Raw genomic sequence first — 26471 nt, 5'->3', positions numbered from 1 at the left:
GGGTCGTCCGGGCGTGAGGCCTGGCATTGGGCCGGGCCCGGAGGGCAGTTCCGAGAGCCGAACCGGGTTCGACATGTTCGCCCGTCGTCGTCGGCTGGTGGACTCCGGGCGGTTCGACACCGAGCGGTTCGACACCGAGCGGTTCGACGCCGGGCAGTTCGACGTCGGGCAGTTCGACGTCGGGCAGTGACTCAGCACCAGCCTCGGCCCGGAACGGCCGCGAGGTAGCACGCCGGAAGGCGGCGAGGCAGTCCGGGCAGAGGGAGGTGTCCCATCTGCCACAAAGCACGCACGAGGACGGCAACACGAGGGATAGAAAGGCTGCGCCTGCTGCTGCCGCGCGCCGGTACGGTGGACCGAACACAATCTGGTCCAGCAGGTGAAGGGGAAGAAGGGACATCTGCCCAGATCATCACGCCTCCACGGCCGCAGAGACGGCGGGAAGCTCTATGTGGACATCTTCAGCCGGGGAACGCCGGATCGACGACCTTGAGTTCCTCGTCCACCCAACTCGTGCCGATTCGCCGGTAGAGCGTGTCGCCGGCCTGGGCATAGAACGTGTCCTCGGCATCCGAGCCTGCACTGATCCCGAGGACACCGACCAACCCCGCCATTGCCTCCTGCTCGCCGCTCAGCTGAAGGATCAGAGGAGTTGCTTCCTCACCGGCGCCGAGGGAGGAGGCGACGATCGTGCTTTGGCCGGCCCACTTGGCCGTCTCGATGGGCCTACCGGCGGGTCCGGTGACAGGAAGCGACAGGGGGGTGGTGAGAGTCTGCGGAGCCCCCTGCGCGGAGCGCGTGATTCCCGCGAGCAATATCTCGCTCGATCCTCCACGGTCCGTCACGAACAACGCTCGGGACCCGTCGCGGGAGATGCGCAGGTCCTTGACGCTCCGGTCGCCGAGCCACCCGGCAGCGAGGGTGACTGCGTCTGCCTCCGTCCCGCCCGGCGGCAGGGCGAGGATCTCGCTACGACCTCGGGCGGAGCGCGCCGTCCAAACCCAGTTCTCGGGGTCGAACGAGGGCTGCGTCAGGGCAGCACCTCCAACGACCTCGCGCACCTGGCTACCCGGTGCCGTGACGAACAGGGCGGTCCTGTCAGCGCTGACGAAGGAGTAGGCGCTTCCCGAGACGGACGTCGCGGGAGCCCTCGGCTCGAACTCCGACACCGACGGCAGGCCGTCGATCGGGATGATGGCGCCGTTCCGGACGCGCACCAGCTCGCCCTCGGCGATCGCCACCTGCTCGCCCCCGACATCCGGCGTGAGTTCGGGCACGATGAGATCAGCCACCTCCTCTCCGAGCTGGATGGGCTGACCGCTGGTCATCTCGACAGATGTGACGTCATTGAGGCCGACGAGATTGACCTGGAGCTGCTGGTTCATCTGCTGCAGGCCGAGGTCGGTCGCGTTCTCGAGGACCTCCGGCGAGAGTTCGACCGATGCCTTGCCCGAGGTGATGGGGATCGAGTCCCGGGCCAGGGTCACGCCCTCGGGGAAGGCGCTGGTCACCGAACCCTGGAGGTAGGGAGCGGGACCGGCGAGCATGGTACCGACGATGCGCGCCGTCACGCCGGTGCGTCGCACGAACCAGCGGGCATCCGGCACCCAGTAGCGATAGTTGCTGCTGTAGAAGTAGAGGCTGTGTGAGATCAGCAGGTCCGTGGCACTGCTCTGCGCGATCATGATGCCGTCAGGAATCTCGTCGATCCGCCACTCGCCGTTGACCTGCACCATGCGCACGCCGAGGGTCTCCGTCGAGGGGGCCGCACTGTTGGTCCGTACTCCCCTGGAGTCGACGGTGCCCGTCGTTTCCAGCTGGATCTGGTAGACACCCTCGGTCTCGCGCTTCTCCACGCGTGGATCGGAACGGAACAGGACGATCCGCTCCTCGGGCTGCCACGTCTCCTGCAGTTCGGGGGTCAGGAACTGCCGGGCGACGCTGTAGCCCTCGCTGGCCCCGGTTCCTGCCGTGATGAAGTCGCGCAGGATCCGCTCCGGAGTTGCTCCGGGCGCGGGCCCTTCGGGATCGAACACGGGGGCGACGACGTCGGGCTCCCCCTCGGACGCCGAGATGACGCCCACCGGCCCCGTCGTCGGGATCGCCGAGCACCCTGTGAGCAGGAGGAAGCAGACCACCAGCAACGCGGCGACGAGTTCCTGCGCACGGTTGCCTGCTGCGCGTACCCGAACGGCTTCGACCGCTGTCAGAATGTCAGCTCGCACTGCCCTGCCTCGTTCCATCCCCGATGTCGTGTCCTGAAAGAGCGGTGGAACCCTCCGCGCCCGGCGCGTCACGGTGGGAGCCCGACGCCTCACGGTGCGGCCCCGACGACGGCGGCAGCGCGAGGGGTGAGGACGTCAGCTCGGTACCCTGGCGCCGGGGCAGCGTGAAGCGGAAGCATGCGCCGGCTCCGGGATCGCCCCAGGCTTCGAGCCATGCACTGTGCAGCCGGGCGTCCTCCATGGCGATCGAGAGTCCCAGTCCACTGCCACCGGTGGTCCGGGCCCGCGCCGGATCAGCCCGCCAGAAACGGTCGAAGGCGCGAGAGGCCTCGAGAGGCGTCATGCCGATGCCATGATCCCGCACGGCGACGGCAACGGCCTCCGGGTTGCAGGCTATGTGGATTTCCACGGGCCTGCCCTCGCCATGCTCGAGCGCGTTGACGATCAGGTTGCGGAGGATGCGGTCGATCCGGCGCCCGTCGGCGTCGACGACGCACATCGTCTCCGTCGAGACGATGACGAGGTCCGATCCGAGCCGCTCGGCCAGGGGGTGGGCGCCGTCCATTGCGTGCTGGACGAGCTGGACGATGTCGACGGACTCCGCCTCGAGCACAGCCGCGCCGGCGTCGAACCGGGAAATCTCCAGCAGATCGGCGAGGAGTGCCTGAAAGCGCTCGACCTGGTCGAAGAGGATCTCCGCCGACCGCTTGTTGACCGGGTTGAACTCCTCACGCGCGTCGTGCAGCACCTCGGCGGCCATCCTGACGGTGGTCAGCGGGGTCCTGAGCTCATGGGACACGTCGGAGACGAAGCGCTGCTGCATCTGGGACAGCTGGGCCAGCTGGGTGATCTGGTCCTGGAGGCTGCCGGCCATGTGGTTGAAGGAGGCTCCCAGCCGTGCCACCTCATCCTCCCCTGTCACCTCCATGCGCTCCTGGAGCTCACCGGCAGCGAGTTTTTCGGACACGGCTGCAGCGTGGCTGACCGGCAGGACCACGCTACGGGTGACGTACCAGGCGATCGCGCCGATGACGAGGAGGAGGACCACGCCGGCCAGCCACAGCACGCGATGGATGTCGTCGAGGGTCGACTGCATCGTCGAGAGATCGTAGTAGACGTACAGCGCGTACGGCGTCTGCTCAGGTGGAAGTGCCACCTGCGTGCCGAAGGCGAGGCCCGGCGCGTCGGTCGCTCCGCTCTCCGTCACCGGAATCACGAACGGGGCCCAGTAGATGTCCTCACCGGTTGCAACGGCCGACTGCAGGTCCTGCGGCAGCATCCGTGCCGTTGCGCCCTCCTGGCTCACCGTCGTCGAGATGAGGAACCCCTCGGCCGTGGATATCGGCACCAGCATCGCCTGGCGTGGGGCGTCCGAATCACTCCCGACCAGTCCCGTGACGGAGTCCAGCACGAGCCGGCTGGTGGTGTCCGTGTCCGCCGCTGAGGAATTCCTGAAGACGGCCTTCTCCCGGTTCAGGGCCTCCGTGGCCTCGGCGCTGAACTGGTCGAAGCGCTGGTCGTAGAGCGCGCCGGTGATCTGGTTGGACAGGAAACCGCCCACGGCCACGAAGGACACCGAGGTCAGCAGCATCGTCGCGACGACGGTCCGGAACTGGAGGGACCGACGCCAGCGGCGGGCGACCGAGCCCGCCAGGTTGCGCGCGCCCGACCGGGCGGCAGTGAGGCGTGCCGCGAGTGTCTGTTTCGTGGTGGCACCGTCCGCGCCCGGAGTGCCGTCGTCACCGGTGTCAGCTTCGACGAGTCCCCGCGTTCCTGTAGCGGCGCTGCCGGGCGGCCGTGCTGCGGGCACCGTCACGACAGCGGGACGGGATTCCGCCCCTTCCGGGGGGCCGGCTTGTCCGTCGACTGCGGCGGTGACGGGAACGGAAGCGCGTGCGCCACCGCTCCCCGCGTCAGCTCTGCCCGGCCTTGTAGCCGACACCACGCACCGTCAGGACGATCTCGGGTGCCTCGGGGTCCCGCTCGATCTTCGAGCGCAGCCGTTGCACGTGAACGTTCACGAGCCGGGTGTCGGCGGCGTGGCGATAGCCCCACACCTGCTCGAGCAGGAGCTCGCGGGTGAAGACCTGCCACGGCTTACGTGCCAGTGCCACCAGCAGATCGAACTCGAGGGGTGTCAGCGAGACCCGGGTGCCCGCGCGGTTCACCTCGTGTCCGGCGACGTCGATACTCACATCACCGATTCTCAGCGTCTCCGGAGCCCTCGACTCGGCGGGGCGGAGCCGCGCACGCACGCGCGCCACCAACTCGGCGGGCTTGAACGGCTTGGGGACATAGTCGTCGGCACCTGATTCCAGGCCCCGGACGACGTCGGACGTGTCGGATTTCGCGGTGAGCATCACGATGGGGAGGTCCGATTCGGCACGGATCTGGCGGCAGACCTCGATGCCGTCGATGCCGGGAAGCATGAGATCCAGCAGCACGAGATCCGGGTGGGACGAGCGGAAGACGCCGAGCGCCGCCGCACCGTCGGCGCAGAACACGGGGTCGAACCCATCATTGCGGAGGACGATGCCGATCATTTCGGACAGGGCCTCGTCGTCATCGATGACCAGTATGCGAGCCTTCATACCCCAATACTGTCCCATCGGGGACGCAAAGTCCCACCAGCCCCACCGCAGCGAGGCCGGATCGCAGGAGAAGGGCCTGGAAGCGGGGCGATGCGGGTGGCGACCGGGCGCGCTGCTGCCCGGGTGGGTGGCGGTCCTCACTATGATGCAGGAGGGGATGCTGACTCCATGCCTCCCGGCAGCATCGACCGAGGGACGCTATGAGTGATCAGGTGAATGGTCAGCCGAACGACGCGACAGTACCGGACGACGCCGACGTGCCTCCCGACGGAACGACAGCAGGATCGGACACACCTGACGGCCGGGCCCCGACGCCGTCGCAGCCGTCGCAGCCGTCGGGCGGGACCAGCGGCGATGCGGCTCCCCCAGCAGCACCCTGGCAGTCCCCGGGCCTGAGCGGTGGCCCGAGTCAGTTCGGCCACCAGGGCCCGTCCGGTTACCAGGGCCCGTCCGGCCACCAGGGCCCGTCCGGCCACCAGGGCCCGTCCGGCTACCAGGGCCCGTCCGGCTACCAGGGCCCGTCCGATGCAGCTCCCCCCACCGCATCCGCCGGCGGCCGGCCCGCCGCGCCGGGCTGGGGCAACCAGTACCCGCCGCCCTGGCAGGGTGGCGGACCCTACGGCGGCCGGGGATTCCCGCCCGCCAACCAGTACCAGGCGCCACCCAAGCCGGGCGTCATCCCCCTGCGACCGCTCGGTCTCGGCGAGATCCTGGATGGGGCGTTCCAGGCGTGCCGCCGGAATCCCGTAGCCACCTTCGGAACCGCCATCCTCCTGCAGGCCGTCGTCGCGCTGGTGACGGTCCTCCTGCTCGGTAACCTCCTGTCCTCGGTCGAGGTGTTCGCGCAGGCGAATCCCTCGACCGACAGCATCATCGGCGCCGTCGCCGGCCTCGGGGTCTTCGCCACCGTCGCCGGCGTGGTGTCCGCCGTGGCGCTGCTCGTCCTGCAGGGGATCCTCGTCATCCCGATCGCCCGCGCCGTCATCAACCAGAAGACGTCCTTCGGTCAGGCCTGGCGTCTCGCGAGGGGCCGCATCCTCCCGCTGCTCGGCTTCGGCCTCCTGTCCTTCGCGGCAGGCCTCGTCGGGCTGCTGCTGCTGGTGGGCATCTCGGCGCTGGCCATCAGCGGGCTCGAGGCGTATTCAGCCTTCGTGATCGTCCCGCTCGTGCTCGGCGCCGTGGTGCTGATGGTGTGGATCGCCGTCAAGCTCGTCGTCGCACCCGCTGCCCTCATGCTCGAGGGCGTAGGTCCGTGGAGCTCGATCACGCGGTCATGGCAGCTCACCCGCGGCAACTGGTGGCGGACCTTCGGCATCGTGGTGCTGACCAGCATCATCGTCTCGATCATCGCTTCGGTCATCTCCACCCCCCTCACCTTCGCGGTATCGCTCATCTTCGGTTTCAGCTCCAGCGCCTCCGCCACCCCCGATGCACTCGGATCGCTGCCCGCCCTCGCCGCAACCCAGGCCATCACTGCCCTGTTCACCGCCGTCGGCTACGCCTTCCAGGCGGGCGTGACATCGCTGCTCTACGTCGACCTGCGGATCCGTCGCGAGGGGTTCGACGTCGTCCTGATGCGCGAGCACGAGCAAGCCGGGTCCGGTCCCACGGATGTCCTCCCCGGGGGCACCACCGCGTTCGGGCACCAGCCCCGAAGGCCCGTCTGATGAGGATGACCGCAGGGCCAGCGCCGTCGTTCCGGAGTTCTCCGTGATCGGTGGACCAACTGCGTCGCTCACCCCGGACGGTGAGGAGGCCCGTCGCCTCCTCGAGGAGGAACTCGCCAAGGCCGCCTACGCGGAGGCACAGCCCAACGTCTTCGAACGGATCCTGGCGGAGGTCCTCCGCGGGATCGCCAGAGTGTTCGACGGCATCGGCGGGCTGGGGGCGGGGCCCGGGACCCTCGTGGTGGCGATCGGCGCGGCCCTGATCATCACCGTCGCGATCGTGCTCATCAAGCCCAGGCTCAATGCCCGTGGCCGGAAGGAGGATACGGCTGTCTTCGATGAAGGAACCCGCTATTCCGCGGCCCGGCACAGGAGCCGAGCCTCTGCCCTGGCATCCGCAGCGGACTGGAACGGCGCCGTGGCCGAGGTGCTGCGCGCAATCATCCGTTCCGCCGAGGAGCGGCTCGTGATCGCAGAACAGCCGGGCAGGACGGCGACAGAGGCGGCCGTCCAGCTCGCGAATGTCTTCCCGCCGCTCTCGGCGGACATCGCATGGCTCGCCGACCTGTTCAACGAGACCGTCTACGGAAGCGGCAAGGCCAGCGGCGAGGAGTACCGGCGCGCCGCCGCCGTCGATGATCGCTTCTCGACGGAACGGCCCGAACAATCCCTGCACGCCGAGGGCACGACGACGCCGGCGGCACCGCAGTGACACGGAACCGGCGGCAGGGCCCAACACCCGTGGACCCGGCTCGCGCATCGCCCTCCGATGCACCGTCACGGGTGCAAGCCGGTCCCCGGACGACGACCGGGCGTGTTCCCGATCAGCCCACCCAGGGCCGCGAGATCATGGGCGACGGCAGCAGCGCACGCGCCACGACCCGGGACCGCGCGAGGCGGGCCCTTCCCCTGCTCATCGGTGCCCTCGTGCTCGCGCTGATCCTGATCATCAACCTGCTGCCCGGTTCCGAGGAGGACGATGGCGCCCTGTCCCCGGGCAATCCGGCCCCACAGGGAGCAAGGGCCGTTGCGGAAGTCCTGTCCGACCAGGGTGTCGACGTGGTTCGGGCCCGGTCCTTCGAGGACGCGATGGATGCCCTTGCAGACGGGCCCGCCACCCTGTTCCTCAATGATGCCCGGCAGTATCTCAGCGCGGATCAGGTAGCCGAGCTGACCGACGAGTCGGACCGGGCCGTCCTCGCTGCCCCGAATGACCGGCAGCTGACCCGGCTCGCCGACGTCTTCGCGGTGGTCGGGCCGACTCCCTTCACCCTGAGCGGCGATTCCCCTGCCGTGACCGCCCGGTGTGCCGATGCTGACGCGACGGCTGCTGGCCGGCTCGCAGCCGACGGGACGGTCTACGCGGGAAGCGTCGAATGCTTCTCGCAGGAGGTCGAGGGAGCTGCAGAGGAGGGAGGTGCGGAGGACGGAGCTGCAGAGGACGGTGCTGCGGACACCCGTACTGCGGAAAACGGCTCAGGAGAGGCCGACGCAGCAGATGACGGCGCGACAGGAGGCCTGTACGTCACGAGCAGTGACGGCTCCGTGGCCGTCCTCGGCGCCCCGGACATCCTGTCGAACGGGTCCATCACCGAGGAGGGGCACGCGGCACTCGCTCTCCGGTCGCTCGGATCCTCCCCGACCCTCGTATGGTACGAACCGACCGGCGCGGACATCGCCTCGATCGGCGAGGGCATCGATCCGCGCACCCTCCTGCCACCGTGGGTGGATCCGCTGCTGGTCTGGCTCCTCATCTGCGCCCTCCTGGCGATGGTCTGGCGGGGACGGCGCCTGGGTCCGCTCGCGGCTGAGCCGCTTCCCGTCGTCGTCCGCGCCGCCGAGACGGCGGAAGGACGGGCGCGCCTCTACCAGGACTCGCGGTCCATCGGCCACGCGGCCGCGAACCTCCGTGCAGCGACCCTCGCCAGGATGGCGCGACGCCTGCGCGTGGACCGCTCCGCCTCTTCGCTGGACGTCGTGGCTGCGGCAGCACGCCACTCGAGCCGGCCCCGCATCGAGCTCGAACAACGGCTGCTGCATCACACCCCGACCACGCATCGCGACCTTGTGCTGTGGGCACAGGAAATCCTCGACCTCGAGAAGGAGATCACGTCACCATGACCGACACCGAAGGTTGGCAGGACGATACCGGGCAGCCGGCGACGGCTAGGCCTCCGCGCGGAGCCCACCAGGCCACCCGTGTCGAGGAAAGGGCGCCCCATGCACCCGGGCAGGAGGACGATGACAGCCGGTCAGCGCGGGCCGCGTTGCTGCGCGTGCGCGCGGAAGTAGGGAAATCCATCGTCGGCCAGGACGCGGCCGTGACGGGGCTGCTGATCGGGCTGCTCGCCGACGGGCACGTGCTGCTCGAGGGCGTTCCGGGCGTCGCCAAGACCCTGCTCGTCCGCACCCTCGCCACCGCCCTGGACCTCGGCACCAAGCGTGTCCAGTTCACGCCGGACTTGATGCCCGGTGACATCACGGGCTCCCTGATCTACGAGTCCAGAACCTCGGAGTTCACCTTCCGTGAGGGGCCGGTCTTCACGAACATCCTGCTCGCCGACGAGATCAACCGGACCCCGCCCAAGACCCAGGCCTCGCTCCTCGAGGCCATGGAGGAACGGCAGGTCTCCGTCGACGGCGTCTCGAGGCGGCTCCCGTCACCCTTCATCGTCGCCGCGACGCAGAACCCGGTCGAGTACGAGGGCACCTATCCCCTGCCCGAGGCACAGCTCGACCGCTTCCTCCTCAAGCTCACCCTTCCGCTGCCCGGGCGTGACGACGAGATCGAGGTGGTCCGCCGGCACAGCGTCGGTTTCGATCCCCGGAACCTTAGCGCCGCCGGTATCCGCGCCGTCGCCGGGGCGGAGGATATCGACCGTGCCCGCGTTGCGGTCGGACGTGTCACCATCGCCCCCGAAGTGCTCGCGTACATCGTGGACCTCGTACGCGCCACGCGGACCTCGCCGTCGTTCCAGCTCGGGGTCTCCCCCCGCGGTGCCACCGCACTGCTGAACACCTCGCGTGCCTGGGCGTGGCTGTCGGGCCGCTCCTTCGTCACACCCGACGACGTCAAGGCACTCACCCTTCCCGCGCTCCGGCACCGGGTGGCACTACGGCCCGAAGCGCAGATGGACGGGGTGGACGTCGATGATGTCCTCGTCAGCATCCTCGGTACCGCCCCCGTCCCCCGGTAGGACCGAATCCCACCCCTGATCCCTCCGCGAGGCATCGCGACCGGATCCGAGAGGAGTCCCCTTGGCCATCACCGGCCGCTTCGTCCTGCTGGCCCTGTTGGGCGTCCTGCCCGTCGTCCTCTATCCGGGCGCGACGTCGATCCTGCTGTGGGCCGCCCTGCTGGCCGCACTCGCCGGTGTCGATGCCGCGCTCGCCGCTTCTCCACGACGTGTCGGAATCACACGGACCCTGCCGGACAGCGTGCGGCTGGGTGAGCAGTGCAGCAGTTCACTCGTGCTGCGCAATGACACCTCGCGGATGTTGCGTGCGACCGTGCGGGAGGCCTGGCAGCCCTCGGCCGGTGCGGCGGATCCCGAGCAGGCCGTCGTCGTCCCGTCGGGCGAGGCGCGACGGATGACCGTGCTCCTCCGACCGTCACGGCGCGGCATCCTCCGGGTCGGGACCGTCACCATCCGCAGCGCCGGCCCGTTGGGTATCGCCGCCCGCCAGCTCAGCGTCCCGGCCCCGGGCGTGCTCCGCGTGCTGCCACCCTTCAACTCGAAACGCCACCTCCCCTCGAAGCTCCGCCGACTGCGGGAACTCGACGGTCGGTCCGCCGTGCAGATCAGGGGAGCCGGAACGGAGTTCGATTCCCTCCGCGACTACGTCCGGGGCGACGACGTCCGGTCGATCGACTGGCGCGCCACCGCCAGGCGCCGCGACACCGTGGTGCGCACGTGGCGCCCCGAGCGCGACCGCCGCGTCGTCGTCGTCCTGGACACGTCCCGCACATCGGCTGCTCGGGTCCTCGACGAGCCGCGCCTCGACACCGGTATCGAAGCGGCACTGCTGCTGTCCGTCCTCGCCGAGCGCGGCGGCGACAAGGTGCACTTCCTGGCCTTCGACCGCAGGCTCCGCGCCCGCGTCGATTCGACGGCCAAGGGCAACCTGCTGAGCTCGCTCGTGACGGCCATGGCGCCGCTCGAGGCGGAACTGATCGAGGCGGACTGGTCCCGCCTGCCCTCGCAGGTCCGCGCCGCATCGGCCCACCGCTCCCTCGTGGTGCTGCTGACGAGTCTCGATTCCGGCGCCGTCGAAGAAGGGTTGCTGCCGGCACTGCCGGGCCTGACCGAGCGTCACGTCGTCGTGGTCGCCTCCGTCCGGGATCCGCGCCTGGACGAGATGAGCGCCGACAGGTCGACGGCGGCCGCCACCTTCCGCGCGGCCGCCGCCGAACGCGCCCTGCTGGATCGCGCCGCCGTCGCGAACCAGATCCGACTCCTGGGCGCCGAGGTCGTGGACGCGGTGCCCGCGGAGTTGCCGCCCCAGCTCGCCGACGCCTACATCAGGCTCAAGGCCGCGGGGCGCCTGTGACGGACACACCCGCCCTCTGCTCGGGGATCCCCGGCGATCCGCACCTTCGGGTACACCGCCGGTTTCCGCGGTGCATCATGGTTGACTGGGTGTCCGAGCGACGGAAGTGGGCGGCATGATCTCGATCTACCAGCAGGCGATGGGCACTGACTTCGGCCGCCTCCAGCCGGAGTTGCGCGAGTACTTCGGGATGCACGCGGGAAGCGGGGTGTCGGGTCACGGACGAGGCGTCTTCGACGTCGCCGGCTGTCCTGCGTGGTTCGCACGGCCCGCGTTCCGACTGACCACCCTCGAGAACGCCTTCTTCCCCGAGTACAACAGCGACGTGCCCTTCACCATCAGCAACTACCCGCATGTCGACCCTTTCGGCCGCTCGGCCCTCACTGCCCGGCGCGAGCTCGATTTCGGCACGGCCCTTCGCGTGTTCGAGGACACGACCTCCCTGCAGGACGGCGTCCTCACCGACTACGTGGGCCGACACCGCCGGATGGCCACCCTGCTCACCTGCACGGCGACCGACGAGGGCCACATCCGCATGGTGTCCTCCCGGACGCGGGTATTCGCCGGGCTCCGGCTTCCCCTGCCCGATGCCCTGGGAGCGCTCGCATACGTGGAGCAGTGGTGGGACGACGACGCCGGCGCCTTCCGCATCAGGACGCGCGTCGTGCATCGTCAGCTCGGCACGCTCCTCGTCTACGCAGGGCTGTTCGAGTACGCCACCCAGGAGTTCGACGGCGTCCTGCCCTCCAGTGCGGAACCGCGTCGCTGGGAACAGCGCGTCTGACCCTGCCGAAGGTGCACCCGCCGGCGGAAAGGACCCCAGCGAAAAAACCGCCGACAGGCGGGACCTCACTATCCCTCCGCGCGGACCTGGTCGAGCGCGTCGGCGGCCTGCGCCAGGCGCGTGAGTACCCGGACGGCGTCGGACGGCGACCGCACCTCGAGACCGTGCTGTGTCGTGGCGGTCAACGCGGCGAGCGCCCGGACGGGCAACCCGACCCGCCGCCAGGCGGCCAGCACCGGTTCGACGAGGGCGCTGACCTGTGGCACCGGGCTGCGCGGATCGAGGATCGCGAGCCAGAGCTCGCGGCCCGATTCGATGTTCTCCGCGAGCGCTTCCCACTGGCGGTCGGTGATCGACGGCAGGTGCAGGGCGAGTGCCGTGGCCGAACTGGCGCGGGCGGCATCGAGCGCGACGTCGGAGTCGCCGGGCGCCAGCACGGTACCCGAGGCTCCTGCTGCGACGACCGACGCCGTCACGAGGTTCCATGCCTCTGTCGCCTCGCGCCGATCGATGGCCCGGAGGCTGCGGTATCCGCTCGCGGTGGGCACGCGTCCGCTGAGGATCCTGTCGGCGTCGGGTTCGTCGAGCTGGAGGATCAGTTCGGCCCCGCGGGCCACGGACGACGCCCGGCGCACGAATTCCGCGGCACCCGCAGCCAGTGAGGCGTAGAGCTCCCGCCGTGCGCCGTGATCGATCAGGACCCGTTCGCCGTTGTGCAGGTGCACGCCGGCGGCCAGCGACAGCGGACCCTGCAGATGCAGTTTCAGGCGGGGTGACGTGCGCTCCTCAGCGCCGGCGATGTCCCCGAGCGCATTGATGTCTGAGGACAGCGCGGACTCCGCACGCCGCTGGTCCTTGCCCGGCCGCTGCACGAGCCGCCACCCGTGGGGTTGGAGGTCGAAGGGCATCTCGACCAGGATCCCGAGCGTGCGCCCGATCTCGTCACTTCCCGGCCCGCGAGCGGCCAGGGACGGGAGGAAGGGGACGTTCGCCCCGCCGAGCTCGCCGCGCACGGCGCGATCGGCCTCGAGCGGATCGGTGCCGGGCCAGTCGCCGGCCGCCGTCGCCCGGACCGCGGTGGTTCCGTCCTCGTCAGCCACGGGCGTTGCCGGGGGGCGCCATCGGACCGGAAGCGGAAGGGTCCGGACCGGAAGGGTCCGGACCGGAAGGCTCCGGGTCCGAAGGGTCCGGACCGGAAGGCTCCGGGTCCGAAGGGTCCGGACCGGACGTCGTCGCGGGGCCGCGCGCCCCCTCCGACGTGGGCCTGCGGTTCTCCGAAATGGCCTGGTGGTGGCGGATGACCTCCGAGATGATGAAGTTCAGGAACTTCTCGGCGAAGGCGGGATCCAGTTGGGCTTCCTCGGCGAGCATCCTCAGCCGGGCGATCTGCGCGGATTCACGCTGCGGGTCCCCGGCCGGGAGGTCGTGTTCGGCCTTGAGGTGTCCCACGCGCTGTGTGGCCTTAAAGCGTTCGGCCAGGAGATACACGAGGGTGGCGTCGATGTTGTCGATCGAGCTCCGCACGGAGAGCAGCTCGGCCATTACCTCGGGGGCTACGTCTCCTGCGAGTGAACTGGCTGCCGGGTCGAAGCCACTGCGTGGATGCGTCATGGGTCCAGTCAAGCAGAAGCCGGCGGGGCGGGGTGAACTGCGACTAGCGCTGCGCCGTGGCCGGCTCGGGGCGGAGCGCGGACCGCGCGGAGTCGATCGTCGCCTGCCCCAGTACCCGCGTGCCCTGGTACAGCACCACGGTCTGACCGGGCGCCACGCCCCGCATCGGCTCGATCAGGCGGACCATCAGCTGCGCGGCGCCGTCAAACAGTCCTACGCTGGCCCGAGCGGCGACAGGATCACCATGGGCCCGGACCTGCGCCATGCAGTCGAACTCCTCCCCCGTAGCCACCTCGTCGATGGGAAGGCCGGCCCACGACACCTTGATGCCCCTCATCTCGTCGATGGCGAGCAGATGCTCCGGACCGACCACCACCTCGTTCTGCTTCGGGCGTATCTCGAGCACGAACCGGGGCTTGCCGTCGGCGGCAGGCGTACCGAGCTTGAGGCCGCGTCGCTGGCCGACGGTGAAGGCGTTCGCACCGGGGTGGCTGCCGATCCTCTCGCCGTCGACATCGAGGATGTCACCCTCGGTCATGTCGATGCGCTCCTCGAGCCACCCGCGGGTATCGCCGTCGGGGATGAAGCAGATGTCATGACTGTCGGGCTTGTTGGCGACGGACAGGCCACGTCGCTCCGCCTCGGCACGCACCTCGGCCTTCGACGGCGTCTCGGCGAGCGGGAACATCGAATGCCGAAGCTGCTCGTGCGTCAGGACCCCGAGCACGTAGGACTGGTCCTTCGCCCAGTCGGCGGCGCGGTGCAGCTCCGGGTTGCCGTCGGCGTCATCGATCACCTTGGCGTAGTGACCGGTGCAGACGGCGTCGAACCCGAGGGCGAGCGCCTTCTCGAGCAACGCCGCGAACTTGATGCGCTCGTTGCAGCGCATGCAGGGGTTGGGTGTGCGCCCTGCCGCGTACTCGGCGATGAAGTCGTCGACGACGTCTTCCTTGAACCGCTCGGAGAAGTCCCAGACGTAGTAGGGGATGCCGAGGATGTCGCACGCACGCCAGGCGTCCCGTGAATCCTCGATGGTGCAGCATCCGCGGCTGCCGGTGCGCAGGGTCCCGGGCATGCGGGACAGGGCGAGGTGGACCCCGACGACGTCGTGCCCGGCCTCCACCGCGCGCGCCGCCGCCACTGCGGAGTCGACGCCGCCGCTCATCGCTGCCAGTACCCTCATGATGAAAAACCCGTTCCTGCCGTTTGGATGGTCGATGCGTGGCCGGCCATACCGGCCTTGCGGGCGCGCTCGTACGCCCCGCCGATTGCGTCCACCACGGCGTCAACGTCCTGCGCCGTCGATGTATGCCCGAGGCTGAACCGTTGGGCCCCGCGGGCTTCGTCCTCGGTCAGCCCCATGGCCAGCAGGACGTGCGAGGGACGCGGGACACCTGCGGTGCAGGCCGAACCCGTGGAGGATTCGATGCCCGCGAGGTCGAGCAGGAACAGGAGCGAGTCCCCCTCGCAGCCGGGGAAGGTGAAGTGCACGTTGCCCGGGAGCCGCGCACCTTCGGGTGCCGGATGGGCGACGCCGCGCAGGACGGCTTCCGGTACCTTCCGCAAGATGCCGTCGATCAGGCGATCCCTCAGCGAGGCGAGGCGGGCCCCCTCGACCGCGAGGTGCGCGACGGCGTCGTCGGCCGCTGCGGCGAAGGCGGCGATACCGGCGCCGTCGAGCGTGCCGGATCTGATGTCGCGCTCCTGGCCACCGCCGTGCTGGACGGGAGTGAGGGCGACAGCGCGGCCGACGAGCAGCGCTCCGACTCCCACCGGCCCGCCGATCTTGTGTGCGCTCACGGCCATGGTGGCGAGGCCGGAGTCCGCGAAGGAGACCGGGAGGGACCCGAAGGCCTGCACGGCGTCGCTGTGGACCGGGATCCCGTAGCGCGCCGCCTCGGCGACGATGCTCTTCATCGGTTGCACCGTGCCGACCTCGTTGTTGGCCCACATCACGGTGACGAGCGCAGTGCGATCCGGTGCGTCGGCGAGTGCGGCGCGCAGGGCGTCCAGGGAGACGACGCCTGTCGGATCGACGGGGAGCCAGACGATCTCCGCGCCCTCGTGCCGCCCGAGCCACTCGACCGTGTCCTGCACGGCGTGGTGCTCGATCGAACTGCAGATGATCCGGGTGCGTGCTTCGTCCGCCGATCGCCGCGCCCAGTACAGGCCCTTGATCGCGAGGTTGTCGGCCTCCGTCCCGCCGGAGGTGAAGATGACCTCGGACGCATGGGCACCGGCCGCGGCGGCGATCGTCTCCCTGGCCTCCTCGACCGAGCGCCGGGCGCGGCGGCCCGAGCCGTGGAGGGAGGAGGGGTTTCCACTCCGGCTGAGTTCGAGGGTGAGAGCGGCGAGCGCCGGCGCCGAGATCGGCGTGGTCGCCGCGTGATCGACATACACGGGCATACCTCGATTCTACGGGCGCCGCGCGGCCGGGCCGATTCCGGTGGCGCCCGTCACGCCTGCCCGCGGCTACGTGAACGCCCGGTTCACGGTGGTATGAATGCAGAGTGGACAGTCAAGCAGCGGCTCCTTCCTCTTCCGGCACCTACCTGCCCGGTCTCCGGCATGCGGTGCACACCTTCGGCACGCGCACGATCGACTTCGACCGCCAGGTCGCCCTGATGGCGGTCGTCAACCGCACACCGGACTCGTTCTTCGACGGTGGTGCGACCTACGCGCTCCAGGCGGCCGTGGACGCATCGCTCCGGGCGGTCGACGACGGCGCGGACTGGGTGGACATCGGCGGCGCTCCGTTCTCCCCCGGAGAACCGATCCCCGCCGCGGAGGAAGCCGAGCGCATCGTCCCCGTCATCAGTGCGGTCCGCGACGCATCCGACGTCATCATCTCCGCCGATACCTTCCAGCCCGAGGTCGCCCGCCAGGCACTCGCCGCCGGCGCGAACGTCGTCAATGACACGACCGGGCTGCGGGACCCCGACATGGCGGCCGTGGTCGCCGAGGCCGGCGCGCACCTGGTCATCACGCACAGTCTCGCCGCACCCCGCACGGTGTTCCCGAGACCCACCTACGACGACGTCGTGCAGGAGGTCTCGGAGTTCCTCCTGCGCAAGGTCGACGAGGCCGTCCGGCTGGGCATCCCCGAGGACCGCATCCTCCTCGACCCCGGACACGACCTCAACAAGAACACACTGCACTCCCTGGAGATCACCCGCCGATTCGCCGAGATCGCCGGGCTTGGATTTCCGACCCTCGCCGCGGTCTCGAACAAGGACTTCATCGGCGAGACACTCGACCGGCCCAAGCGGGAACGCGTCGAGGGATCGCTCGCAGCCGCCGTGATCTGCATCCTCGGCGGGGCCCGCGTGGTCCGCATGCACAACGTTCCGGCGTCCCGCGCGGCCATCACCATGACCGAGGCGATCCTCGGCTGGCGGGAACCCGCCTACCTCCGCCATAACATGGGCGACCACAACGAACCGGCGGCACCATGATCACCTCCCTCATCCCCTCCGCACCCGGCGCCGCTGTCGACGACGACGCCCTGCACCGCATCTACGCGTACCCCGCCTCGGACAGGCCGTACGTCCGGTTCAACTTCGTCGCGGCCGCCGATGGCGCTGCGACGAGCGGAGGGTTCTCCGCCGGCCTCGGCAACGACGGCGACAAGCGCATCTTCACGGTCCTCCGACGCCTCGCCGACGTCGTGCTCGTCGGAGCGGGAACCATCCGAGCCGAGGGGTACGAGGGTGAGCTGGTCGACGACGACGCGCGGTCCTGGCGTGGAGCGCACGGGCTCGGCGAGCATCCGGCCGTCGCAGTCATCTCGGGGAGCCTCGCCCTCGATGCGACGAGCGGATTCTTCACGCAGGCTCCTGTCCGTCCCATCATCTTCACGTCCTCCAGCGCCCCCGCAGGAAAGCGCGCCGCGCTCGAGGCCGTGGCCGACGTCGTGGACTGCGGCACGGACACGGTGGACACATCCGCCGTCCTCGCCGAGCTCGAGCGGCGCGGTCTCCAGAAGGTCCTGTGCGAGGGCGGTCCGGCGGTGCTGGGCGGCTTCACCCGGTCCGACGCCGTGGACGAGCTGTGCCTGTCGATCAGCCCCCTCCTCGCGGGCGGCGACGGGCCGCGCATCTCCTCGGGCGACAGCCCGGGTGACGCCGTCGCCCTGACGCTCGCCTCGCTCCTCACGGAGGAGTCCGCCCTCTATACGCTGTACCGGCGGGCTTCCTGAGCCCGTCCCGGGGAGAACTTACCGGGCGGCTGCTCCGTTGTACCTGTGCCTGCACTTCCCAGGAAACGCTTCCCGGCATCCGAGCAGCAGGCGGACAGGGCTGACGGCTTTTGTCCGGACCCACCTGTGCCTCTAGTCTCAGGTGGTATCGGACAGCGGCTGCTCAGGCCGACGTCGGGTCCCGGTCCTGCCGGAACCGCGCAACTCCCAGGAAAGGCCGTCCATGGCAGAGGCACCACGGAAGTCGTATTACGACGTCCTCGGTGTGCCCCCGGAGGCCGACGCCAAAGCCATCAAGGACGCCTACCGACGTGCGGCACGCACGGCCCATCCCGATCTCGGTGGCAGCGCCGCCCGCTTCCACGACGTGGCCGTCGCCTATGAGATCCTCAGCGACCCACAGCAGCGGGAGCGCTACGACGCCGAAACCGGCCGCAGACGCACCACGCCATCCGGCGCTCCCCGCGCGGGTGCCGGCCCCGGCACCGGCTCGGCGGCATCTGGCGCACGGCAGTCGACGCGAACACGCGTCGAGGACGAGGAAGCCGCCAAGGCACCCCCGAACTACCTCCCGCCGTTCTCCCCGTCGGCTCCCCCGGCTGTACCCCTGATTCTCGCCGGGAAGCAGGTGCATGGCTCACCGCGGCAGCCGGGCATGTTCGGAAGGCTCAACGGGGGCGTCCGGGCCAGGATCGACGGCGAACTGAGGACCGCCGCCCTGCTCGAACGAGCCCTGCTTCCCACCTACCCCGCGGCGCGACTGGTCAACGGGGTCGAGTTCGACGACCGGGACGACACGGCAGCAGGACATGTGCTGCTCGCCGGTTACCGGATTGCCGTCATCGACTCCTTCACCGCGCCACCAGGCAATTTCTCCTGGGACGGCCGCTCCCTGCGCCACCAGGGCCGACTGATGGATTACCGCATGACCGTGACCGTGCGGGCCGTGCAGGATCTCTTCCCGGACTTCAACGTCGCCGGCTGGGTGGTCATCCACGGGGCGCCTGATAATCCCTTCGCCCCGGTGATCGACGTACCGCCCGGCTTCGACCGGTCATCGCCGAACCTGATCCAGGTGGTCAATGCCGGTACCGCCGTCCGCACCATCCGGTCATTCCTGGCCTCGGGTCCGACGCCGAACGTGGTGCAGCTGCCTGTGCTCGCGCGTTTGCTCGCCGCGGCCGGAAGCTAGGATGGAGCGGTGTTCCGCATCCTCTTCCACACCCCCGAGATCCCGGGCAACACCGGAGCCGCCATCAGGCTCGCCGCCGTCGCCGGCGCGGAACTGCATCTCGTCGAACCCCTGGGGTTCAGTCTCGAGGACTCGAAGCTGAGACGGGCCGGACTGGACTACCACGACCTCACCGTCCTCCACGTCCATGGGACGCTGGACGACGCCTGGGCCGCACTGAAGCCACGGCGGGTTTTCGCCTACACCTCGGACGGGGATGTGTCCTACACGGACATCGCCTATGAACCCTCGGATGTGCTGATGTTCGGGCGTGAGTCCGACGGCCTCCCAGCGGACGTCAAGCACGACGAGCACGTCACCGCCCGCGTCCGGGTTCCCATGCTGCCCTCGCGCCGTTCGCTCAACCTCGCCAACACCGCATCGATCGTGCTCTACGAAGCCTGGCGCCAACAGGACTTCGCAGGCGCGCAGCGATGATCGACGTCTAGGAGCCCCCATGCCCGCTCGCCATGCCGCAGCACTGCCCGACGGCGGCGCGGAACACTTCGACCTCCTCGCGCCCGCCGTCTGGAACCCGGTGAGCAACGCGGTCGTGGCCGCAGCCGACATCCTGCTGGGCGAGCGGGTCCTCGACGTCTTCGCCGGCACCGGCACCGGCACGGTGCCCGCGGCTCAGCTCGCGGGCCCCGCCGGTCATGTCGATGCCGTGGACCGTTCCTCCGCGATGCTCGACCTCGCGGAGGCGAAGGCGGAAGCGCTTGGACTCGAGAATGTCTCCTACCACTGCGCGGATCCTTCCGAGTGGACTCCCGACGCGCCGTACGACGCCATCATCAGTTGCTATGGCCTTCTCCTGCTCGACGACATGGACACCGCGATGGACCGCATCGTCCGCATGGTGCGTCCTGGCGGACGCGTGGCGCTCAGCGCCTGGGACGACAGGGCGCTCGAACCCTTCGGGGACCTTCTCCTCGATTCCATCCGCTCCCTCGGGACCACCCCCTCCGGCGGCGCCGCTTCGATCGGCCCGTCGGCCACTCCGGTCTTCGTCGAGAACCGCAGGCGCCTCGCATCGGCCGATCGTCTGCAGGAGTGGCTCGGCGCCCGGGGCCTCACCGACGTCACGGTGGAGAAGCTCGGGTTGGCCGTCCCCCTCGATGCCGACCATGCCTGGTCGCTCGCGCAGGGCAGCGGCTATCGAGCGTTGCTGCCGCATGATCCTGTCGCGCTGGAGCGCGTCAGGGATGCTCTTCTGGACCGGCTCGGCGATGACTTCGTCCTGAACGCGGACTCGCTGATCGCCGTCGGTTCGTACCGGGCGACCGAGTAGCACGACGCGCCGGGCCATCCGGGGATCTACCTGCTCCGAATGCCTGGTGTCAGCAGTTGACCGCGGACCGGCAGGAGTAATGGAATGGTGCTATTGCAGCAGGGACGTGTTCGTCCCCCGCAGCACGACCCTCCCGATGCTGTTCGGTTCGAGGCGTCCGGCGCTTTATGCTGGAGCCCTATGGAAACGCCACGAGTAAGCCGGGTCAGTCCCATCGCACCCGCAGCAGACGAGTCGGCCATTGATCCCAGCGCCGGTCCGACCCTGACCGATCTCCTGTTGCGCATCGCACGGCAGGACCGCACGGCCTTCGCGCAGTTCTACGAGCAGACGTCGAAGCGTGTCTACGGATTGGCGCGGCGAGTGCTCATCGATCCGGACCTGAGCGAGGACGCCACCCAGGAGGTCTACCTCCAGGTCTGGAACACCGCCGATCGCTTCAATCCAGCCCTCGGCAGCCCGATGGCCTGGCTCATGACCCTCGCTCACCGACGCGCTGTGGACAAGGTGCGCTCGGAGCAGAGTGCCACGGACCGGGAAGCCCGTTACGGGGCGGCAACCCAGACCATCGATCACGACGACGTCGTCGACACCGTCACCCAGCGCCTCGAGGCGGAGGGTGTCGTGAGGTGTCTAGACACTCTGACGGCCACCCAGCAGGAATCGGTGAAGATGGCCTACTACGGCGGGCTCACCTACCGTGAGGTGGCCGAGAAGCTCGGCGTCGCGGTACCGACCATCAAATCAAGAATCCGCGATGGATTACTCCGACTCAAGACATGCCTAGGGGTGATCTGAGATGCAGGACAAGGATATGAACAGACAATTTGCAGATGACCTCGAGACGGATCTGGCCCGCGGCCATGTCCTCGAGTGGGCCGAGCTCTACGCACTGGATGCCATCAGCAGCGAGGAGCGCTGGAACATCGAAGCGTTCCTGGAGGACGCGGACCCGACGACCAGGACAGCCTTCACCGAGCGGGTCCGCACCTGTCGGGAGACGGTGACATCGGCCTACGCGACCGACCAGGTGGAGCCTCCGGCCGACCTGTTCGAACGCATCGTCGCGCAGCTCCCCGGGGCGGACACCAGTGCCGCAGGGTCGGGACTACCGGCATCGCCGTCGTCCGTCGAAGAAGATGATCCCGCTTCCTCGGCAACAGGAGGGCCCGGGATCCAGGACGAGTTGGCGAACCGACGATCCGCTAAGGCTTCCATGTCCTCCCGGGCCGCCCGTTGGGCCGTGGGCGCAGCGGCCGCCGCAGTGCTCGCCGTCGGAGGTGTGACGATCGCCCAGAACCTGCAGCAGACCACCGTCGAGCAGCAGGTTCTCGAGGCGTCGGACGTCAGGACCGAGCAGTTGACGCTCCAGGCCGGAGGGACCGCGGAACTCGCCGTCTCCAGCAAGCAGGATGCCGCCGTCGTAACACTCAATGGAATACCCGCTCCCGCCGAGGGATTCGTGTACCAGATGTGGCGGATCCCTGCCGACGGAACGGCGCCGGTCTCGGTGAGCACCATGACCGGGGACGACGTCGCCGGTAGCGCGGTCACCGAACTACCCGAGATCAGTGGCTTCAGTGCCATCGCCATCACCGTGGAGCCCGAAGGCGGATCCGAGACGCCGACACTGCCGATCGTCGCCGAGATCCCACTCGGCGCCTAGGTTCCCGGCTCGACAACGCACTTCTCAGCCCCGTCGATCCTTCGGCGGGGCTGTTGTGCTTGATGCCTGGCGGGCGCGGTGCGGGCGCACCTGCGCCTAGAAGCCTGCGATGGTCTCGTCCGTGTTGACGCCGACGACGTGGAAGGCCTCCGCGCTCCGTCCCTCCGGCAGGCCGCCCCGCCGGGCATTGTCCTGCAGGATGGCACGAACCCTGGACTGCATCCGATCGACGTCCGGGTGCTGGCTCCGATGCGCGGTGATGGCGGCGAGCTTCTGGTCCTCGAGCCCGGTCACGTCCACGAAGCGGTTCTCGTGGTGCGACGGCGCTCCGTAGAACCACAGCCACGGAACACGGTAGCTCCGGAGGCCGGCCGCCTCCAGCTCCGGATACGCGAAGGGATTCTCCACGGCCGGGTATACCGCCCGGGTCACAGCCTCCCCGCACGCGAGGTGATCGGGGTGGCTCTTCTGGATCCGGTCCCAGCTCCGTTCGGGGTGCATCGACAGGACGACGTCGGGCCGGACTTCCCGCATGCGGCGGACGATCCCGCGGATCACGGTGTCCGTCGGCTCGAGGAACCCGTCGGGTTGCCCCAGGAACGTCACGTCCGTGACGCCGACGATCGCGGCGGCGGCCCGCTGTTCCTCGCGACGGAGCTTCGCGAGACCCGGCCGGTCCTCGTCGGAGAATCCTCCCGCATCACCGTCCGTCAGGATGCAATAGCTGACCGATACACCGGCTGCGGTCCACCCCGCGATGGTCGCCGACGCACCGAAGTCGATGTCATCTGGGTGGGCGGCGAAGACCAGGACGCGCTCGGGCGAAGCCTGCGTCCGTTGACCGGCCGACACCCCTACAGCCCGCGCTTCCGGATCTCCTCGGTGGCCTGCGGCAGCACCGTGAAGAGATCGCCGACGATCCCGAAATCCGCGATCTCGAAGACGGGCGAATCGGCATCCTTGTTGATCGCGACGATCACCTTGGAGGTCTGCATACCGGCTTTCTGCTGGATGGCACCCGAGATGCCGGCCGAGATGTAGAGCTGCGGTGACACGGTCTTGCCCGTCTGGCCGATCTGGGCCGAGTGCTCGATCCAGCCGGCATCCGTCGCTGCCCTCGACGCACCGACCGCCCCTCCCAGTGCATCCGCGAGGTCCTCGAGCGGACCGAAGTTGCCGTCCACGCCTCGGCCTCCCGCAACGATCACCCGGGCCTCGGCGAGTTCGGGGCGTCCGCTGACGGGCTTGTCCGTCCGTCCGGTGATGCGGGCCACGGCCGGTGGTATCTCTACCGGGATCTGCACTTCGCGGGGTGCCGATGGGAGGCCCGCCTCGACGGCCTCGAAGGTGTTCGGCCTGACCGTCAGGATCGTCACCCCGGTGGTCACACGGCAGCTGACGGTGTAGGAACCAGCGAAATCGGCCTTGGTCGCCGTCAGGTCACCGTCCAGGGCGACGACGTCCGTAATGACGCCGGACTCCAGCCGGACCCCCACACGCGCGGCGATCTCCTTCATCTCGTAGGAGTTGCCGAGTAGGAGGATGCCTGCTCCGGACACACGTACGGCCTCGGTGAGGAAGGCCGCCTTGCCTGCCACGAGCACCTCGGACACAGCACCGGAATCAGGACGGTAGACCTCCTCGACACCGTACGAGCCGACGCCGTCGAGGTAGGCCTGATCGGCGTCACCCGCAAGTGCGACGACGCCGTCGCCGAGGGTGCCACCGAGCGAGAGGAGTTCGCGCTCGCTCTTCGCGAGGCTCGCCCCGGCATGATCGAGGAAGACGAGGACTGTGGTCATGGCGGGAACTCCTGGGAAGAAGGGCGGGTTGGGTCGGAGCGGACTAGAGGAGCTTCTGCCCGGCGAGGAAGTCGACCAGCCGGATGCCGGCGTCGCCTTCGTCCGTGATGACGATTCCCTGGCTGCGGGGCGGCCTCGGTGCAGCGGCCTCAACCGTCGTCCACGAACCGGCCCGTCCCACGTCGTCGGCCTGGAGCCCGACGTCGGAGAGGGACAGTACCTGGATCTGCTTCTTCTTGGCCGCCATGATGCCCTTGAAGTTCGGGTAGCGCGGCTCGTTGATCTGGTCGGTCACCGAGACGAGCGCAGGAAGGGGCGCTTCGATGGTCTCGGCGTAGGTGTCGTTGTCGCGACGAGCGGCGAGTGTCCAGCCGCCGTCGCCGGGCGTGAGGTTCAGGGACGCGGCGAACGTGACCTGGGGCAGGGCGAGCCGTTCGGCGAGCTGAGCCGGCACGAGGGATGTCTCGCCGTCCGTGGACGCCATGCCCGTGAGGATCAGGTCGAAGGGACCGACACGCTGAAGGAGCGCGGCAAGGGCTTTGGAGGTGGCCGAGGCGTCGGAGCCGTTCAGGGCGTCGTCGGTCAGGTGGACGCCGTCGTCGGCTCCTATCTGGAGTGACTTCTTCACCGCGGCAACAGCGCCGGCAGGCCCCATCGTGATGGCTGTGACCCGGTGTCCGGCGTCCGCTCCCCCATGCGCCTCGACCAGCTGGAGGGCCGCTTCGAGGGCGTACTCGTCCAGCTCGGAGAGAATACTCTCGGAGCGGACGGTCGTCAGGTCGTCACCGCTGATATGCCGGTCGAACTGCGCGTCGGGAACATGCTTCACCAGGACCGCTATGCGCAATCCTTGTGCTGGGGCCTCGTCCATGAATGACCTTCCTCGTTCCGGGATCTTCCCACCGACTAGCTAACCACAGAGGGCTGACGCTCAACGCTCATCGGGATACCTGCGAGCTCCGACATGAGCGCCGTCGTGCCTGCGCCCGCGCTCCCTCGTTCAACGAACAGGAGGCGGTCCCGGATCCGGGGCCGCCTCCTGTTCATTCCCGCACGGGGTGCTGACTGCTACGGGGTGGGCGCCTGGGCGAGGGTGACCTCGATCGTGCGTGACTCGCCACCGCGGAGGATCTCCACCGGCACCTGCTGGCCCACGGTCTGTACCCGTACCGCCGCGGTCAGCGACTGCGGGTCGCTGACCGTGTAGGTGCCGACCTTGGTGATCACGTCGCCCACCTCCAGCGACGCGCCCTCCGCCGGTGACCCCGGCTCGACCGACTCGACGAGCGCGCCCGATGGGAAGCTCGAGTCGCTCTGCGCCCCATCACTCAAGGCGGGCGTGACGCTGACCCCGAGGAAGCCGTGGGTGGCCTCGCCATTCGCGATGATCTCCTTCGCGATGCGGTCCGCATAGTTGATGGGGATGGAGAATCCGACGCCGATGTTGCCTGTCGACTCCCCGGAGCCGCCCGAGGCGATGGCGACGTTCACGCCGATGATCCTGCCGTCCGCGTCCACCAGCGCGCCGCCGGAGTTGCCCTGGTTGATTGCGGCGTCGGTCTGGATGACGTTCAGAAAGATGGAGCCCTGCGACTGCGTCGGCTGTTCGCCCGAGCCACCCGGGGGCAGGAAGTTGAAGCCCTCGCCGTCCTCGGACTCCGTACTGTCCGGCTGCTCCTCCGGTACGGCCGACGACGCGACGCTGATGGTCCTGTTGAGGGTCGAGACGATGCCATCGGTGACGGTGCCGCTGAGGCCCAGCGGAGCACCGATCGCGATCGCGGTGTCGCCGACGTTCAGTTCGTCGGAGTTACCGAGGGTGGCGGCGGTGAGATCCGGGGCGTCGACCTTGATGACGGCGAGGTCGCTCAGCGGATCGGTTCCGACCACGGTGGCAGGGAAGACCCGGCCGTCGTTCAGCTTGACCTCGATGGTCGGTTCCGACACCTGACCGCCCAGTGTCACCACGTGCGTGTTGGTGAGGATGTGACCGTCGGTGTCGAGGATGATGCCCGATCCCGAACCGCTGGCGCTCCCACCGCTGACCGCGATCGTGACGACGCTCGGCGAAGCGGTGACCGCGGCACCCGTGATGGTGTTCACGTCGTCGGTGTTGTTCACCACGACCGACTCGGGTGGTGCCTGCGATGTCACGGGGGCCGCGCTGGTATCGAGCGCGTTGAAGCCGGCGGTGGCCACGCCACCGCCGATGAGCCCTGCGACGAGGACACCAGCGGCGAAGGTGGCGAGCCCGACGCGCTTGCGGTCCTTGACGGCAGTCCGGCCGCCGGCGTCCTGCACCGGGTGCCCGTAGCCGCTCTGCTCGCCGTAGAAAGGTTGGTGGCCCGCGTAGGCGGGGTGCGGTGCGGAAGCGGCCTGGTAGCCCTGGTGACGGGGATCGGCATCCGGGGCGGGGAAGGACTGATGCCGGGCCGTCGGTGGATCGGTGCTCGGATGAGCGGCTGTATCGGAGTAGTCCCCCACTGGATCCCCACGGTGCTGCGCCTCGGGGGAAGACCCGCCGGCCCCTGCCGGCTGCTCGTTCGTGGACTGCTCATTGTTCCAGCCCGTCCCCCAGGACGGCGGGGTCTGCGGCTGCGGGGGCAATGGGCGGTCGGAGTTGCCCTGTGAGCCGTGCTGCTCGTTCATGGGAGGTCCTTTCATTGCTGTTGACCACATCCTGGCAACTCCTGCTGAGCGTCGAGCATGCGTTGGCTGTGCGGTTTCTGTGAAGTGTCTGGGATCGAAGGGCGCCCTGGCTCCTTCCATCGAAGGAACCGGCTGCGTCTCCAGTATCCTCCGCGCGCCGTTCCTCGAGGTCGAGGGATACGAGTCGGCCCGGCAGGGATCACCT

At 69.1% G+C, this 26471-nt stretch carries 24 protein-coding genes and 1 pseudogene; 14 read left to right on the top strand and 11 right to left on the bottom strand.

Annotation, left to right across the window (positions count from 1 at the left end):
• Positions 1–13: 13 nt before the first annotated feature.
• On the top strand, positions 14–190 hold the full coding sequence (locus RCH21_RS01105) for a hypothetical protein (protein ID WP_326962859.1): 177 nt from the start codon (positions 14–16) through the stop codon (positions 188–190).
• A gap of 271 nt (positions 191–461) precedes the next feature.
• Here the strand turns inward: RCH21_RS01105 and RCH21_RS01100 are convergent, their stop codons facing one another.
• The 3 genes from RCH21_RS01100 to mtrA form a co-directional block, all read right to left on the bottom strand.
• Complete coding sequence (locus RCH21_RS01100) at positions 462–2225, bottom strand: LpqB family beta-propeller domain-containing protein (protein WP_326962858.1); 1764 nt, start codon at positions 2223–2225, stop codon at positions 462–464.
• Positions 2215–4041, bottom strand: coding sequence for an MtrAB system histidine kinase MtrB (mtrB, locus tag RCH21_RS01095; RefSeq protein WP_326962857.1), 1827 nt, complete (start codon positions 4039–4041; stop codon positions 2215–2217). Before mtrB ends, RCH21_RS01100 begins: the two co-directional genes overlap by 11 nt.
• Before the next feature lie 97 nt (positions 4042–4138).
• The gene (gene mtrA, locus RCH21_RS01090) at positions 4139–4816 is read right to left on the bottom strand and encodes an MtrAB system response regulator MtrA (RefSeq protein ID WP_120149338.1); all 678 of its coding nucleotides are present in this window, start codon (positions 4814–4816) and stop codon (positions 4139–4141) included.
• 200 nt (positions 4817–5016) lie between these two features.
• On the opposite strand from mtrA, the gene RCH21_RS01085 reads away from it, so the two are divergent.
• The 6 genes from RCH21_RS01085 to RCH21_RS01060 all read left to right on the top strand — a co-directional run bounded on the left by RCH21_RS01085 (position 5017) and on the right by RCH21_RS01060 (position 11818).
• Entirely contained in the window at positions 5017–6483 is a 1467-nt protein-coding gene (locus tag RCH21_RS01085) for a hypothetical protein (protein ID WP_326962856.1), read from the top strand.
• A 43-nt stretch (positions 6484–6526) separates the two neighbouring features.
• Entirely contained in the window at positions 6527–7195 is a 669-nt protein-coding gene (locus RCH21_RS01080; protein WP_326962855.1) for a DUF4129 domain-containing protein, read from the top strand.
• Positions 7196–7266: 71 nt separating this feature from the next.
• Positions 7267–8604 (top strand): DUF4350 domain-containing protein, encoded by a 1338-nt coding sequence (locus tag RCH21_RS01075; RefSeq protein ID WP_326962854.1) that lies wholly within the window; start codon positions 7267–7269, stop codon positions 8602–8604.
• Positions 8601–9680: an AAA family ATPase gene (locus tag RCH21_RS01070; protein WP_326962853.1), complete on the top strand. Its 1080-nt coding sequence runs from the start codon at positions 8601–8603 to the stop codon at positions 9678–9680. Before RCH21_RS01075 ends, RCH21_RS01070 begins: the two co-directional genes overlap by 4 nt.
• Before the next feature lie 61 nt (positions 9681–9741).
• Positions 9742–11034 (top strand): DUF58 domain-containing protein, encoded by a 1293-nt coding sequence (locus RCH21_RS01065; protein ID WP_326962852.1) that lies wholly within the window; start codon positions 9742–9744, stop codon positions 11032–11034.
• A 115-nt stretch (positions 11035–11149) separates the two neighbouring features.
• Entirely contained in the window at positions 11150–11818 is a 669-nt protein-coding gene (locus tag RCH21_RS01060; RefSeq protein ID WP_326962851.1) for a DUF4166 domain-containing protein, read from the top strand.
• 68 nt (positions 11819–11886) lie between these two features.
• On the opposite strand, the gene RCH21_RS01055 is transcribed toward RCH21_RS01060, so the two are convergent.
• The 4 genes and pseudogenes from RCH21_RS01055 to RCH21_RS01040 form a co-directional block, all read right to left on the bottom strand.
• Positions 11887–12918: a hypothetical protein gene (locus tag RCH21_RS01055; protein ID WP_326962850.1), complete on the bottom strand. Its 1032-nt coding sequence runs from the start codon at positions 12916–12918 to the stop codon at positions 11887–11889.
• A 145-nt stretch (positions 12919–13063) separates the two neighbouring features.
• Positions 13064–13429: pseudogene (locus RCH21_RS01050) on the bottom strand (chorismate mutase); the annotation flags it as partial.
• Between the two features lie 43 nt (positions 13430–13472).
• The gene (mnmA, locus tag RCH21_RS01045) at positions 13473–14612 is read right to left on the bottom strand and encodes a tRNA 2-thiouridine(34) synthase MnmA (protein WP_326962849.1); all 1140 of its coding nucleotides are present in this window, start codon (positions 14610–14612) and stop codon (positions 13473–13475) included.
• The gene (locus RCH21_RS01040; RefSeq protein ID WP_326962848.1) at positions 14609–15835 is read right to left on the bottom strand and encodes a cysteine desulfurase family protein; all 1227 of its coding nucleotides are present in this window, start codon (positions 15833–15835) and stop codon (positions 14609–14611) included. The genes mnmA and RCH21_RS01040 overlap by 4 nt, the downstream gene beginning before the upstream one ends.
• A gap of 104 nt (positions 15836–15939) precedes the next feature.
• Here RCH21_RS01040 and folP point away from each other — a divergent pair, with 104 nt between their 5' ends.
• The 7 genes from folP to RCH21_RS01005 all read left to right on the top strand — a co-directional run bounded on the left by folP (position 15940) and on the right by RCH21_RS01005 (position 21815).
• Positions 15940–16884: a dihydropteroate synthase gene (gene folP, locus RCH21_RS01035; protein WP_326962847.1), complete on the top strand. Its 945-nt coding sequence runs from the start codon at positions 15940–15942 to the stop codon at positions 16882–16884.
• Positions 16881–17627, top strand: coding sequence for a pyrimidine reductase family protein (locus RCH21_RS01030; protein ID WP_326962846.1), 747 nt, complete (start codon positions 16881–16883; stop codon positions 17625–17627). The genes folP and RCH21_RS01030 overlap by 4 nt, the downstream gene beginning before the upstream one ends.
• A 223-nt stretch (positions 17628–17850) precedes the next feature.
• Entirely contained in the window at positions 17851–18819 is a 969-nt protein-coding gene (locus RCH21_RS01025; RefSeq protein WP_326962845.1) for a J domain-containing protein, read from the top strand.
• Between the two features lie 9 nt (positions 18820–18828).
• Complete coding sequence (locus RCH21_RS01020; RefSeq protein ID WP_326962844.1) at positions 18829–19296, top strand: tRNA (cytidine(34)-2'-O)-methyltransferase; 468 nt, start codon at positions 18829–18831, stop codon at positions 19294–19296.
• Positions 19297–19315: 19 nt separating this feature from the next.
• Positions 19316–20149 carry a class I SAM-dependent methyltransferase gene (locus RCH21_RS01015; RefSeq protein WP_326962843.1) on the top strand — a complete coding sequence of 278 codons (834 nt, stop codon included), beginning with the start codon at positions 19316–19318 and terminating at the stop codon, positions 20147–20149.
• A gap of 180 nt (positions 20150–20329) precedes the next feature.
• Complete coding sequence (gene sigK / locus RCH21_RS01010) at positions 20330–20947, top strand: ECF RNA polymerase sigma factor SigK (protein ID WP_326962842.1); 618 nt, start codon at positions 20330–20332, stop codon at positions 20945–20947.
• 16 nt (positions 20948–20963) lie between these two features.
• On the top strand, positions 20964–21815 hold the full coding sequence (locus RCH21_RS01005; protein ID WP_326962841.1) for an anti-sigma factor: 852 nt from the start codon (positions 20964–20966) through the stop codon (positions 21813–21815).
• Positions 21816–21911: 96 nt separating this feature from the next.
• Here RCH21_RS01005 and RCH21_RS01000 read toward each other — a convergent pair whose 3' ends face one another.
• The 4 genes from RCH21_RS01000 to RCH21_RS00985 form a co-directional block, all read right to left on the bottom strand.
• Positions 21912–22667, bottom strand: a complete 756-nt coding sequence (locus tag RCH21_RS01000) for a PIG-L deacetylase family protein (protein ID WP_120149355.1) — start codon at positions 22665–22667, stop codon at positions 21912–21914.
• Positions 22668–22669: 2 nt separating this feature from the next.
• Positions 22670–23617: an electron transfer flavoprotein subunit alpha/FixB family protein gene (locus RCH21_RS00995; RefSeq protein ID WP_326962840.1), complete on the bottom strand. Its 948-nt coding sequence runs from the start codon at positions 23615–23617 to the stop codon at positions 22670–22672.
• A 43-nt stretch (positions 23618–23660) separates the two neighbouring features.
• The gene (locus RCH21_RS00990; protein WP_326962839.1) at positions 23661–24488 is read right to left on the bottom strand and encodes an electron transfer flavoprotein subunit beta/FixA family protein; all 828 of its coding nucleotides are present in this window, start codon (positions 24486–24488) and stop codon (positions 23661–23663) included.
• 197 nt (positions 24489–24685) lie between these two features.
• Complete coding sequence (locus RCH21_RS00985; RefSeq protein ID WP_326962838.1) at positions 24686–26266, bottom strand: S1C family serine protease; 1581 nt, start codon at positions 26264–26266, stop codon at positions 24686–24688.
• Positions 26267–26471: the final 205 nt, after the last annotated feature.

Origin of the sequence: Arthrobacter sp. PL16 (genome assembly GCF_035985055.1) — a bacterium.
Classification (GTDB): domain Bacteria; phylum Actinomycetota; class Actinomycetes; order Actinomycetales; family Micrococcaceae; genus Arthrobacter_D; species Arthrobacter_D cheniae.
This window is presented reverse-complemented; position numbering and strand designations above follow the sequence as displayed.